At 34.1% G+C, this 14077-nt stretch carries 10 protein-coding genes; 9 read left to right on the top strand and 1 reads right to left on the bottom strand.

Features of this window, described 5'->3' with window-relative positions; all coding sequences use genetic code 11:
• Nucleotides 1–3: 3 nt before the first annotated feature.
• Nucleotides 4–1512, top strand: a complete 1509-nt coding sequence (gene ade / locus G6O70_RS11555; protein WP_309137215.1) for an adenine deaminase — start codon at nt 4–6, stop codon at nt 1510–1512.
• Between the two features lie 188 nt (nt 1513–1700).
• The gene (locus G6O70_RS11550; protein WP_057869665.1) at nt 1701–2942 is read left to right on the top strand and encodes a chloride channel protein; all 1242 of its coding nucleotides are present in this window, start codon (nt 1701–1703) and stop codon (nt 2940–2942) included.
• Nucleotides 2943–3115: 173 nt separating this feature from the next.
• Here the strand turns inward: G6O70_RS11550 and G6O70_RS11545 are convergent, their stop codons facing one another.
• Entirely contained in the window at nt 3116–4204 is a 1089-nt protein-coding gene (locus tag G6O70_RS11545; RefSeq protein ID WP_057869664.1) for an Ldh family oxidoreductase, read from the bottom strand.
• 349 nt (nt 4205–4553) lie between these two features.
• Between G6O70_RS11545 and G6O70_RS11540 the strand changes: the two genes are divergently transcribed.
• The 7 genes from G6O70_RS11540 (at nt 4554) to G6O70_RS11510 (ending at nt 14064) form a co-directional block, all read left to right on the top strand.
• Entirely contained in the window at nt 4554–5093 is a 540-nt protein-coding gene (locus tag G6O70_RS11540) for a YagU family protein (protein ID WP_057869663.1), read from the top strand.
• 188 nt (nt 5094–5281) lie between these two features.
• Nucleotides 5282–9373 carry a type II CRISPR RNA-guided endonuclease Cas9 gene (gene cas9 / locus G6O70_RS11535; RefSeq protein ID WP_057869662.1) on the top strand — a complete coding sequence of 1364 codons (4092 nt, stop codon included), beginning with the start codon at nt 5282–5284 and terminating at the stop codon, nt 9371–9373.
• A 217-nt stretch (nt 9374–9590) separates the two neighbouring features.
• On the top strand, nt 9591–10496 hold the full coding sequence (cas1, locus tag G6O70_RS11530; protein ID WP_057869661.1) for a type II CRISPR-associated endonuclease Cas1: 906 nt from the start codon (nt 9591–9593) through the stop codon (nt 10494–10496).
• Nucleotides 10474–10779, top strand: coding sequence for a CRISPR-associated endonuclease Cas2 (cas2, locus tag G6O70_RS11525; protein WP_057869660.1), 306 nt, complete (start codon nt 10474–10476; stop codon nt 10777–10779). The genes cas1 and cas2 overlap by 23 nt, the downstream gene beginning before the upstream one ends.
• A complete protein-coding gene (gene csn2 / locus G6O70_RS11520; protein ID WP_057869659.1) occupies nt 10776–11447 on the top strand; it encodes a type II-A CRISPR-associated protein Csn2 in 672 nt (223 codons plus the stop codon). The genes cas2 and csn2 overlap by 4 nt, the downstream gene beginning before the upstream one ends.
• Before the next feature lie 906 nt (nt 11448–12353).
• On the top strand, nt 12354–12941 hold the full coding sequence (locus G6O70_RS11515) for a dTDP-4-dehydrorhamnose 3,5-epimerase family protein (protein ID WP_057869658.1): 588 nt from the start codon (nt 12354–12356) through the stop codon (nt 12939–12941).
• Nucleotides 12942–13332: 391 nt separating this feature from the next.
• A complete protein-coding gene (locus G6O70_RS11510; RefSeq protein WP_057869657.1) occupies nt 13333–14064 on the top strand; it encodes a gamma-glutamyl-gamma-aminobutyrate hydrolase family protein in 732 nt (243 codons plus the stop codon).
• Nucleotides 14065–14077 lie beyond the last annotated feature (13 nt).

Here is a 14077-nt window from a genome sequence, read left to right as displayed (position 1 = left end):
ATAGTGCCTGGAATGATTGATGCGCATGTACATATTGAGAGTTCAATGGTATCACCCAGTGAATTGGGGAAAGTTCTTTTAGCTGCGGGAACAACTTCAATTGTAACTGACCCGCATGAAATCGCGAATGTTTGTGGAACTGAGGGCATCAAATATATGATTTGTGATGGACGCCAAACACCGCTTGATATTTCCTTTATGCTCCCGTCTTCTGTACCATGTGCCAGTTTTGAACATAATGGTGCAAAATTAGATGCAAAAGATTTAAAACCTTTGTATGAGGAATCAGAAGTAAAAGGCTTGGCAGAGGTGATGGATTATCCTGCAGTTGCGCGGCGTGATAACGATATGATGCAAAAAATTAAAGATGCACAATCTTTAGGATATCATGCTGATGGACATGGATCGGGCTTAAATACTGAACAGTTAGATGTTTATCGTCAGGTCGGGATTGACACTGATCACGAATGTACGACCAAGCAACAGGCTCTTGAACGTGTTGCTGCGGGATTTTGGACTTTTATTAGAGAGGGATCTGTTGAAAGAGATCTTAAACAAGTTATTAAGGCCGTGAACGAAGAAAATGCGCAAAGGTTTGCTTTTTGTACTGATGATAAATTGATTAGTGATTTGATAAAGCAGGGGGGGATAAGTTATTCTATTAAATTAGCAATTCAAAATGGAATTAGACCGGAAACTGCATATACAATTGCTAGTTATAATGCTGCACAGGCACATAAGTTAATGAACTTTGGAGCACTTAGCACAGGATTCGTTGCAGACTTGTTAATTCTATCAGATGTGAATGAGGTCAAGATTGAAAAAGTAATGAAGACTGGTAAATGGATTGATGAAAATGATACTGTAACGCTTGAGTTTGGACAGAAAACAGTACATCAGCGATTAAGGCTTAAAGATTTGGCGTTATCATTATCCAATCCTTTATGTAATGTAATTGGGATTATCCCTAATCATATTGAGACTATCCATCTTAAGAAGAAGGTTCCAATAAAAGATGGTAAATTTGTTAATGATTTTGAACAAGATATTTCAAAAATGATTGTGGTTGAGTGCCACAAAAATCTAGGGACATACGGAATAGGCTTGGTACAAGGCTTTAACATCCAAAATGGTGCGGTTGCAACAACGGTTGGACATGACTCGCATAATATTGTTGCGGTTGGAAGTGATGACGATTCGATTTACGCTGCAATTCAACATATTACTGCACTTAACGGGGGAATAGCAGTAACTTCAGTTGGCAAAGTATTGGCAGATATGCCGTTACCCATAGCAGGACTGATGTCAGATAAGCCATATCAAGAAGCTGCCAAAGACTTACACAATATTATTGAGGCATTTCAGGAAATAAGTAATAGCAATAATTTAGAATTTGATCCATTTATAACGTTGTCATTCTTAACATTACCTGTGATCCCTTCACTTAAATTAACAGATCAAGGATTATATGACTTTGTTGAAGGAAAGTTTATTGATATTTCAATCAAATAAGTTTTACGAAAAAATAATTAAAGCAAGTAGCAGTTGAATATTTTGCTATATTATTTATCAGAAATGAAACTTACAAGTTTTAACAGATTTATGCTATTTAAATTTGAGATGTATTTTATAGTTTATTATAATGGGGACTTAGGACTATCCATAATAATAAATTATATGTCAGTTAGGTTGTGTATCACGTGAATAAGTTTTTAAAAAAAGAGAATTTTGTTCTTTTGCTCTCAACAATTGTTCTTGGAATTATAGTTGGAACTAGCTCGTTGCTGTTAAGTCTGTTATTAGATGGTGTAGAAAGATTATTTCTTAGTTTTCAAGAAAATGCAGCAAACCCAGCTTCATTGGAAATTCTTCCAGCCCATCGGATGGTATCTGTTTTTATTGGTGCAATAATTGCAGCAATTATTTGGTGGTTTATTAGAACAAGGATTAATAAACCAGTGACGATCGCTAAAGGACTGTCAGGCGAGAAAATGCCTCCGGTTCAAACTGCAATACATGTAATGACACAAATTTTTTATGTAGGCACGGGTGGTTCTGTTGGTCGAGAACTTGCACCACGTGAAGCTGGGGCAATGTTGGCGCAATGTTGGAATACTTTTTTGGGTAAACTGCATCTTGCATTATCTGACGATGACTCAAAGTTACTAATGGCTGCTGCTGCTGGTGCTGGATTTGCTGGAATATACAGTACTCCATTTACAGGAATGCTTTTTTGTATAGAAATCTTGCTTAAGAAGGTAACTAAAAAAGCAGTTGTGGTAAGTATAATTATGTCTGCAATAGCAATGCTGATTGGCACAATTGTTAAGGGATTTGGCCCTTATTATTTGGTAGGAAATCAACAATTTTCAATGACTTTTCTGATATTTGTGCTTCTTGTCTCACCCTTATGTGGAATATTAGGTGGGATTTTCCGCAGGAGTTTTAAGTGGGCAGGGAAGCACCAGCCAAAAGGTAGTGGGATTTTATGGCAGTTGCCACTGATGGGATTAATAACTGGAATATTTGCCTTATCCTTTCCACAAATTATGGGGAATGGACGAGCACTGGCACAATTATCCATTGATACTTTTAATCAGCAGATGATTTGGGCATTACTTCTGGGTGCAATTGTTAAAGCTACTATCACAGTATTTACTATTCGAGCTGGTGCCTCTGGTGGAACACTGACACCATCAATTGCAATTGGGGCAGTTATTGGGACAGTTTTAGGTATTATATTCCATTCCTTTTTTACTATTGTTCCGATTTGGCAGTGTTCTTTATTAGGTGCGTGCACATTATTAGCGGCGTCACAGCAAGCACCACTGATGGCACTGATGATGATAATTGAAATCAGCCATCTAAATTACTCTGCTTTTTTACCGCTTGGTGCAGGTGTGGCTTTGGCAATAGTGGCTTCAAAGTTGATTCCAGAATAAATAAAGAGAGAGGCACTGCAAAAGTTAACTTTTGCAATGCCTCTTTACTTGCGCAAAAATAAATTGAAACCGAGAAAAGACAAGTTGTAGAGTTCATATGATCAAAACAATATATTAATAATTGTAAAAAAACTCCTGTTATACGAAATTGAGAACTTTAGTTTAGAGTTAATTTACAATAAGTATTCTTTAAAAGGAACGCCTAAACGAGTGGCAATTAATTTAATTTCAGATATTGTAGCATCATCAACCGGAATTCCATTTTTCTTTGCATCAATGTATCTAAGTTGTTCTTTATCCCCGTGAACATAGATTGTCCGACCAGGAACAGCAGGTAGTTCACGAATTTCTTGTAAATAATCAGAAAAACGGTTGATAATTGCTTGCTTACTTCCAAAAATCGCTGGATCAATTGAAATGAAACTTTGACAAGGACCAATTGCTGGATTGCTGCCATCATTTTCAGATGAGGTGTCTCCTTGTGAAAGAATCGAGGTGAAGATCTCTACTATTATTCCTAATCCAAAGCCTTTATGACCACCGGTTAATTCAGAGATACCTCCTAGTGGAGTCAGACCAACATTTGATTTTGGTACTCGAAGTAAATCTAGATCTTTTTTGTCATTATGATCATGAATGGGGTTAATACCATCTTTGGCCACCCAAAATTCAGGTAAGTTCTTTTCTAGTTTACGATAAACTTCAATTTTTCCTTGCGGAACAGTAGTGGTTGCAAAATCAAGAATGAAGTTGTGAGGATGAGCGGGCATTGCAAAACCGATTGGATTAGTTCCTAAAAAAGGCTGAGTTGAGTTGGTTGGGACCATTCCAGGTCGAGAATTAGTTGAAGATATTCCGAGCATGTCCTGTTTCGCAGCCATGTTTGCATAGAAGCCAGCTATGCCATAGTGACCAGATCTTTTGGTAGTAACAATTCCTACACCGTGTTCTTTTGCTTTCTTGATTGCAAGATTCATGCTGTAGATACCATTTAATTGACCAATTCCAAAGTGAGCATCAACAGCAGCACTAACACTAGTTTCTTTTATGATTTCAGGAGAGCTGTTAATTTTAATTTTGCCATTTTGAATAAATTTATCGTACATAGACATACGCTGAACACCATGTGATTCGATGCCGTGCATGTCAGTATAAATTAGTATATGCGCAATTTTTTCGCTATCACTAGTGGAAAAGCCATAAGCTTCATAGATTTTGAGTATTAATCGATACATTCTTTGACTATCGTATTTTCTGATCATAATTACTCACCTTTCCAGATCATTTTATGGAAAATTACACAAATATCTTAACATAAGGTTTATTTGTTTATAGTAAGGAAGAATGAAGTTAATAAGGATATTTTATGACTAACCAGAGAAGTTTTTAATTGATTTTAAAAGTAAATTCGGAAATTAGATGGGTTGAAAATTAAAAATAAATTACAAATCTAAATTATGCTTTAATGTGCTAATTATGAGCAAAAAAGGGCAATTATTTCTACTTTTAAGACATTAATACCTTTAATATTGAGAGATTATGGTACACGATGTATCTGAAAAATCATTCACAAATAGTATGATATTTAACCGTAAGAAGGGGGAATAGGTAATGTTAAGTTTATCAAAGCCTAAGATAGCTTTTAAAACAATTGTTTGGAAGAGTATCTGGTATGGCTTTATTGCTGGTATGATTTCAGGTATGGTCAAAATCGGATGGGAAAATATTTTACCACCACGTACATTGGCTAGAAATGCCACGAATCCACCACAGCACTTATTAGAACAGTTCGGAATGTCTTCAAAAACAGTTCATGCATTCGTTTATTATTCTACTGATCAGAAGGTTTTCTTTGTTGCACTAATTATTCATTTTGCATTTTCAATTGTTTTTGCTGCATTATTCATTTTTTTGGCACAATATTGGAAGAAAACAACAATGTGGCAAGGTGCTGCATACGGGATTGTAATTTGGATTGCTTTCCATATTATTATTATGCCTGCAATGGGGACTGTTCCAGCAGCTTGGAACCAACCATTTGACGAACATTTTTCTGAATTTTTTGGACATATTGTTTGGGCATGGTCAATCTATGCAGTTGCAGTTTGTTTAGCGAAAAACGAAAAGAAAAACAAGTTAGAGAATTTATAATTACTAAGGTTCCATGGGAGTTGCAACGAAGAAAGTATGTTGCTGCTCTTTTTTTATATATTACGTATAAAAAAAGCCTTAAAATTAGATATAAAGTAGTAAAATACACTTATAAAGAATCAGTCAAAAAAAACTGTTAAAAAGATATAATTAGTAAGCTGTAATTATTATATAGAGGGAGATATAGCGTGGAAAATAATAGATATAATGTTGGCTTGGATATTGGGACATCTTCAATCGGATTTGCTGTGACAGATGAACAAGATGAGTTAGTACAGGTTAAGGGAAAAAATTATATTGGAGTAAGACTTTTTAAGGAAGGTCAAACTGCGTCAGAACGGCGTAGCTTTCGAACAACACGTAGAAGACTAAAAAGGAGAAAATGGCGTTTAGGCCTTTTGGAGGAAATATTTGCACCATACTTAGCACAGGGGGATCCATATTTTTTAGCACGTATGAAGGAATCAAATATTTCACCACGAGATGAACGCAAAAAGTATTATGGTTCACTACTTTTTTCTGATGATACCGTTTTTTATGATAAATATCCAACAGTTTATCATTTGAGACATGCCTTAATGACAGAGGATAGAAAGTTTGATATTAGAGAAATTTATTTGGCTGTGCATCATATTATTAAATATCGAGGAAACTTCTTAATTAATACTTTGATAAATGAATTTTCTTCCAAAGCAGTTGATTTTAAGAAAGATGCTGATATATTAAACGATTTATTTGAGCAATTTTATATTTCTGATATTAACGATTCTTTTCAATTGAATACTGCTGACATGAATGAAATTAGTGAATTATTACTTGATAACTCCAAAACTAGACTTGACCGTCAGCGTGAAAGTTTAAAAAAACTAGCAAAAAAGGTAGATGATATATCTGTCGCTAAAAAGCATCAAAAAATTGCAACGGAATTCAGTAAGGCAATTCTGGGAAATAAAGCTAAATTTGATGTCATTTTAAATGTTACTACAGATAGTTCGAATGATTGGTCTTTTAAGTTAGAAGATGAGGATGCAGACGAAAAAATCGTCGTTTTGCTGGAAGAATTAAATACCCCACAGCAGGAAGCTTTGAATATTATTCATCAATGGTATTCACAGATTTCCTTGAACGGAATTGTTCCCGATGGAAAATCGATTTCAGAAGCAATGATTAGTAGCTATGAACTACATAAAGAGCATCTAGCACTTTTAAAACAGCAGATTAATAATACTAAAGATAAAAAGAAAGCACATGGTTTACATGAGGCATATAACGAATATGTACATGGAAATAATAACAAGAAACTAAATCAAGCAGATTTTTATTCTAAGGTTAAGCAAAATCTAGAATCATCTTTGATTACGGATGAAATTCTAGAATTGATTAATGCTGAGAATTTTATGCCTAAACAGCGAACATCTGCTAATGGTGTGATCCCACATCAGTTACATCAGCAAGAATTAGACAGAATTATTCAAAATCAAGCAAAGTACTATCCGTTTTTGGCAGAAACTAATCCGAATGAAAAACGGAGTAAGGTTGCAAAGTATAAATTGGATGAGTTAGTAGCCTTTCGTGTGCCATATTACGTTGGACCGCTTATTACAGCAACTGACCAAAAGAAAACTTCAGGGAAAGAATTTGCTTGGATGGTACGTAAACAGCCTGGTAGAATCACACCATGGAATTTTGATGAGAAAGTTAACAAAATGGAGTCAGCAAATACTTTTATTCGACGTATGACAACAAAAGACAGTTATCTAATTGCAGAAGATGTTTTACCTGATGAAAGCCTTCTTTACCAGAAGTTTAAAGTGTTGAATGAATTAAATAACTTGCGAGCTGATGGGCGTAAACTAAAAGTTTCTGTTAAGCAGAAAGTTTTTAAAGAGTTATTTCAGCAACAAAAAACTATTACAATAGTTAAGTTACAAAATTATTTAAAAGCTGAGTGCAGCTTTTTAACTACTCCTGAGATTAGTGGCTTATCAAAACCAGAGCATTTTGTCTCCAGTCTAGCGACCTATATTGATTTAAAAAAAATTTTTGGCGAAGATATTGATAATCCTGCTAGACAAAATGACTTTGAACGTATGATTGAATGGGCAACTATTTTTGAAGACAAAAATATTTACAGTGAAAAATTAAATGAAATTAAATGGTTAAACGATAGGCAAAAAAAAGAATTAAAAAATAAAAATTACCATGGTTGGGGTAAATTATCAGCCAAGCTACTTAAAGGCTTAAGAGATTCTGATGAATGCTCAATTATTGAGCATATGTGGAATACTCAACAAAACTTTATGCAAGTTCAAGCTGAAGAAGATTTCGCACAACGAATTCAAGAAGAAAATAATCAGCATTTAAAAGGAAATACTTTAGAAGAAGTTTTGGCAGATGCCTATACATCTCCGCAAAATAAAAAAGCTATTCGACAAGTAGTTAAAGTTATTGAAGATATTCAAAAAGCTATGGGCGGAATAGCTCCGCAAAAAATATCAATTGAATTTACTAGAGCGCCCGAAGAAAAACCGCGTCGTTCTGTCGAGCGACAGCAGCAAATTGAAAAAATTTATAAAAGCGTTGCAAATGAGGTCGAGAACGCTGGAGTAAAGGATGAGTTACAACGTTTTTCTGACAGAAAACAGACTTTAACTGATAAATATTTCTTGTACTTTACCCAGCTTGGCAAAGATATGTATACTGGTAAGTCAATTAACATTGATCAGATTGGTAATTATCAAATTGACCATATTCTACCGCAAGCATTTATTAAAGATGATTCGCTTGATAATCGTGTTTTAGTGAGTGCAGCCGTAAATAATGGCAAATCTGATAATGTTCCCACAAAAAATGATAGGTATAAAGTGCGAGAACATGGGCAAAGACTGTATGATCAGGGGTTGATATCCAAACGAAAATTTAATAATTTGATAACTGATCCTGATTCTATTAATAAATTTACTGCAAGAGGATTTGTTAAACGACAATTGGTTGAAACAAGCCAAGTTATCCGACTAGTTGCTGAGTTTTTGTATAACAAATATCAGAGTAAAAGTGAGATCATTGAAGTTCGAGCTAAAATGAATTCACAGTTACGTAAGGATTTTGGATTAATCAAAAACCGAAATGTCAATGATTATCATCATGCCTTGGACGCCTATTTAACTACCTTTATCGGAAATTATCTTTATCGGCGTTATCCAAAATTGCGTGCATATTTCACTTATGGATGCTTTAAAAAGGTTGATGATTCCCAATTAAAGTATTTTAATTTTTTGCATGATATAGAAGATGATAAGAAAAAGATCATTAAGGATAATGATACAGGAGAAATTCTCTGGCATCGTGATGAAGGAATTGCACGATTTAAAAGAATTTATAATTTTAAATATATGCTGGTAACGCATGAAGTTTTGACTAGACAAGGTGCGATGTTTAAGCAAACTGTATACTCGGCCGCAGTAGCAGGAAGCAAAAAATTGATTCCTGTTAAAGAGGATCGACCAATTGATATTTATGGAGGATACACCAATAATAATGATGCTTTTCTGGCAATCGTTAAAGTTACTAAGAAAAAGCAATATATGGTAGTTGGTATACCACAAAGAGCAGTAGTTAAACTGAATGATGCCGCAAAGCAAGGTAGTAAAGCATACCAAAAAGTTTTATACAATGTTATAAAACCACAATTTATTAAGAAAAAGAAAGATAGAAAAACCGGTAAAATTACACAAAAGTTAGAGAATTTTGAAATCGTGGTTTCCAAAACTCTATATCGACAGCTGATTATTGATGGTGATCAGAAATATATGTTGGGAAGTTCAGCGTATAAATATAATGCTAAGCAACTGGTCTTATCTGAGTATGCATTGGAAGTTTTAGATAGAAGTATTTTTGAAAAAAAAGAATACACAACTGTTGATTTAGATAATGTTTACGATGAAATTCTTGCACAGGTAGACAAATATTTTTCTTTATATGACAAAAATAAATTTCGCCAGAAATTACATGAAAGTAGAAAGATTTTTACTGAATTACCAATAAATAATTTATTCTCAGGAACAAAATTATTAAAAAGCGGCAAACGTGAGACGTTGAATGAAATATTGGAAGGATTGCATGCAAATGCAACTAAGAAAGATTTAAAAAGCCTTAAATTTTCTACACCACTTGGAATGATACAGTATCCAAGTGGGATTATACTTTCGGAAAACGCAATTCTATGTTATCAATCTCCAACAGGAATTTTTGAGCGAAGAGTGACACTTAAAGATTTGTAGATGTATTAATAAAAAAGGAATCACTCCTCATTATAAGAGTGATTCCTTTTTTATGTACTGCCCACTAATAAAGTGGGTCAAAAGTTAAAACTCAACACTAAAGTGTTTTGTTTGATTTTAAAACAAGACGTTAAACCAATAATGTTAATCCGCTGGGAGCTACCCAGCGCCGTAATTATATAACACTATTATTATTTTGACAAGGAGTGGTTTTAAGATGGGATGGAGATCTGTTATCATTACACAACACGCAAAACTTTCATATGCTTCTCGCATGATGACTGTTCAGACTAGGGATGGAATTAATCAAATTCCTCTGGATGATATTAGCCTATTGTTGATTGCAACGACTCAAGCAGTAATAACTTCGGCATTGATCAGTCATTTGGCGGCACATGAAGTGAAAGTCATATTTTCAGATAGTATGCATGAACCGATTTGTGAAACAGTTAGTTACTATCCTAATAATCGCGATATCGATCTATTGACAACGCAGATTAACTGGTCTGTCCAAACACAAGAAATATTATGGACAAAAATAATTTTTAGCAAAATTAAAAATCAACTGAATGTTTTATCTTTATATAAAAGAGATATTACTGATATTGGTACAGAATTAGAGAAAATTGAAATTAATGACTTTACTAATCGAGAAGCAACAGTTGCCAGAAAATATTTTCCACTGCTTTTTGATACAAAATTTGTAAGGCGTAATAATTCACCAATTAATGCAGCCCTTAACTATGGGTATTCTATTTTATTATCGACGGTTAATCAAGAAGTGGTGACCAATGGGTATTTAACTTATATTGGTATCCACCATCATAGTGAAAATAATTCTTTTAATCTAAGCTCAGATTTGATGGAGCCGTTTAGACCAGTAATTGATTATTGGGTTGCTGGCCAAAGATTTGTTGAATTTACACCAGATATTAAGTATGGACTAGTAGAATTGTTAAGTCTAGAGATTAAATTCAATGGCAGAAAAATGCTTTTTAAAAATGCCATTATTGAGCATGTCAGAAATTCTTTAAAGTTTTTGAATGGTGAGAAAGATCATGTCGAAATTGAGGTGGAGTTAACAAATGAGGTACCAAATAATGCGGTTAATGATAATGTTTGATTTACCTGTAGAAACAAGTAAGCAGCGAAAGGACTATCGGAAGTTTAGAAAGTCATTAATAAATGAGGGCTTTATTATGGTGCAGTATTCCGTATATGTTAGAGTTTGTGTGAATAAAAAATCTGCTTTGTTCATGGAACATAGAATTGAAACATTTTTACCTGAGAGTGGACTGGTTCAATCATTGGTATTAACAGAGAAACAATATAATGATATGCACTTTCTGGTGGGGGCCCCTGTTGAGGATGTGCGTAATTCTTCAGATCGGACGGTGATTTTATGAAGATATCATACGCCACGCATAAATTGTTCAATATTGAGCGGGGGAAGATCAATGTGATTGCTACTGATAATCCGATAGTTTACCGAGATTTTATTCTAGGATGCAGAGATCAAAGTGACCTAGTAAAAGCTTATGATGATGAATTTAATGCAGTGGAAGTAACCGGGGCGATTGATTGGTTGGGAGACTTGATGATAACGCAGAATCTTGACAAGAAGTATTTGCCGGCTATTTTTAAAAAGATGTTCGCAGATATGCCAGATGAACAAAGAGGTAGAATTCATCTGGCAACTCAAAATCTGGATAACGCTATTCAAGAGGGTCTGTATTTAGCAGACTTTCCAATTAAGGTTACTTATGATTTTGATTTGAGAAAATCGTTAAAATTTGCGCATACACATTTTGATGATGATATTTTGAAACAACCATATGATATAATAAAAACAGTTCTTAAAATTCATCAAATATGTGAAATGAAATCATGTTTAACTATTTGTAATGTAGCTCATTACATAACAATTGAACAAATGGAAGATTTAGCAGCATTCCTACAAGACGTGATGTTGCCACTTGCTCTCATTGAATTCACAGATAATAAAGCAAATGAATTTTATAAAAATTGCAATTTTTACTATATTGACAAGGATTATGTCGATTGGTATGAATAATATTATTGTGTTGATACTTTCTTTGTGAGATCGTGATTAGAAAATAACGGTTTTAGAAAGACGTTAAACCAATAATGTTAGATCCAAGCGATGTGCCAGGAGCTGCATTCGGCTGGTTTTAGAAAGACGTTAAACCAATAATGTTAGATCCTTAGAAACGGAGAGATTAAAGGCGAAGTTAGTTTTAGAAAGACGTTAAACCAATAATGTTAGATCTAGGCAGCTAGTGAAAGCTGCTGGTTTTTTATGATATTCAAGTGCTTGGTTAACTGTAGCTACTAATCAGCTATCCTCCTATTTATATGCGAGCATCCTATGAATCTTTGGTTTATGTACTGAACTAAGATATACCCAAGTTTCATATTGAAGCTTAAGATAAGTGATATCAGCCCGCCAAGCACTAGTTTTTGGTTTGTTTTTAATCAGATTGGGGTGTGGTTCCCTATTTTTAATTTTTTAAATTCTTTAGGAATAACTTCAGTTCCATTATAATTTCAGCAATTTTGCATCTTTAATCTTGATGCAGGAGGTAATTCATAATTCTTCTGAAAGAGAACGAAACGAACTGATTTTTTTCCGTATTTTGCATCTTAATAACATAACACTCGCTTTAAAAACGCTGGTATATCGTTTCATATATAAAAACTCCTATGTTAGTTATTTAATTAGGTCATAAATGTCTAAGTATTTATATACCAAATATTAGGATAGAAATAATGTCTTGCAATGAGTTTTTAAAAAGTAATCATTTAAATGAAGAACGTAATTTTTAAGAACTTGAATCAATTTTGTTTAAGTGGTATGACTTAAATATTGAAATTGATTTAGACAGTAATACTTGGTGAAGTATTTGTCTTTTTGAAATCTTTATTGATAATGCTATAAAAAGCCAATGGAGGGATTAAGTTGAGTTTACATATTGATAAATTATCTGTCACAGATTCAAAAATTGAAGGGTTACAAATTATTAATGCTAAAATGGTAACTGAAGGTCGCGGTACTGTTCGTGAACTTTATCGTCAAAGCAGCTATTCAAGTTTTCTTCCAAATACTGTTTCTGCATGGAGTCAAGTGAATTTAACACGGACTCAACGCGGTGCAGTTCGCGGACTTCATGGTGAGGCAATGTCAAAGTTGGTAACAGTAGCCTATGGATCTGCTTATGGTGTTTATGTGGATACGAGAGTAAATAGTAAGACAATTGGGGCAGTTGTAACAGTTAAACTAACTCCAGGAGTCCAAGTATTTGTTCCACAAGGGGTCTGCAACGGATTTCAGGCACTTGATGAGAACACGGAATATTTGTATTTCTTTGACAACGAGTGGGCTCCAGGAATGTCTGGGGTTGCATTGACTCCGCTAGATGCTGAATTAGGTATTGAATGGCCAATCAGTATAGATCCAAATAATCGTGAGCAGATATCTGAAAAAGATTCGAAAGCACCGAGCTTGAGCGAAGTGCTTGCACTTCAATCCTCAAAGAAAAATAGTTAATGGGAGTGTTTCATAAGTTGGTAGAATTTAAACTTATGAAACACGTTTATACAAAATAATTAGCGAAACTGGGACAAAATTTAACGTTTGGCACATCCCCTACTAGAAAATAAATTAAATGATTGCTAATTTTTGTAGATAATTATTATTGAATTGAGTAACAAAAAAGTAACCTTACTTAACTGAAAAAAAGGAAGAGACTATCAAAAAATCATTTTGACCAATCTCTTCCTTTTTTTTGCAAAATATTTGTATTTGCAATCGATAGTGAGAATAGAACAAATTTAACTTTTGACTCAGTCTCCCCTTTTTTTGTTATAATGATAGAAATTAGAACCTTTGAATCCGATAATAAAAAGAGCGGTTTATCGAATTTGATTGGAGGAGAAATATGACTAAAAAACCAATTATTGGTATTTCAGGAAGCATCATCAAAGATCAGGGAGGAATATTTCCAGGCTACCAGCGTGCTTACGTAAATAATGATTATATTAGAGCTGTAAATAATAATGGGGGAGTTGCACTGATTTTACCAACAAGTCCAGCTGAAACGGCTAAGCAAATTATTGCCTCGGTGGATGGTTTGATTCTTTCAGGTGGGCAGGATGTGAATCCTTTTAATTATGGCGAAGAGATTCAGCAAAAATGTGGTGCAATTTTTCCTGAGAGAGACGATTTTGAATTTGCGTTGCTGGAAGCAGCTGAAACAAAAAAAATTCCGATATTGGGTATTTGTCGTGGTGCACAAATAATTAATGTTTATCGTGGAGGAAAATTATACCAGGATATTTCTTACCGTGCTGAGCATACATTGCGACATTTCCAACTTCAAGATCCGCCAATTTCAACGCACAAGATTGAAATTGCAGAGAATTCATTGTTGGATAGGGTTATTCAAAAAGACAGCTTGGTTGTTAATTCGTTTCACCATCAGTTGGTTAAATCTGTGCCACAGAGTCTAAAGATTACAGGAACCACTTCTGACGGTGTTGTAGAAGTCCTCGAAGACCCCAGCTTGGAGTTTTTTTTAGGAGTTCAATTTCATCCAGAAATGTTAATTGACAGTGTTAAAAGTGTAAACAAGATATTTCGAAAGATGATTGAAGTTTCAGCAAATAATTAAGGGAGATTGTCTG

It is taken from the genome of Liquorilactobacillus hordei DSM 19519, from assembly GCF_019443985.1.
In the GTDB taxonomy this organism is placed as follows: domain Bacteria; phylum Bacillota; class Bacilli; order Lactobacillales; family Lactobacillaceae; genus Liquorilactobacillus; species Liquorilactobacillus hordei.
This window is presented reverse-complemented; position numbering and strand designations above follow the sequence as displayed.

Excerpts from the sequence above, each read along its gene's own strand:
- G6O70_RS11545 (WP_057869664.1), bottom strand. The coding sequence starts at position 4,204 with ATGATCAGAAAATACGATAGTCAAAGAATGTATCGATTAATACTCAAA.
- G6O70_RS11540 (WP_057869663.1), top strand. The coding sequence starts at position 4,554 with ATGTTAAGTTTATCAAAGCCTAAGATAGCTTTTAAAACAATTGTTTGG.
- cas1 (WP_057869661.1), top strand. The coding sequence starts at position 9,591 with ATGGGATGGAGATCTGTTATCATTACACAACACGCAAAACTTTCATAT.
- cas2 (WP_057869660.1), top strand. The coding sequence starts at position 10,474 with ATGCGGTTAATGATAATGTTTGATTTACCTGTAGAAACAAGTAAGCAG.
- csn2 (WP_057869659.1), top strand. The coding sequence starts at position 10,776 with ATGAAGATATCATACGCCACGCATAAATTGTTCAATATTGAGCGGGGG.
- G6O70_RS11510 (WP_057869657.1), top strand. The coding sequence starts at position 13,333 with ATGACTAAAAAACCAATTATTGGTATTTCAGGAAGCATCATCAAAGAT.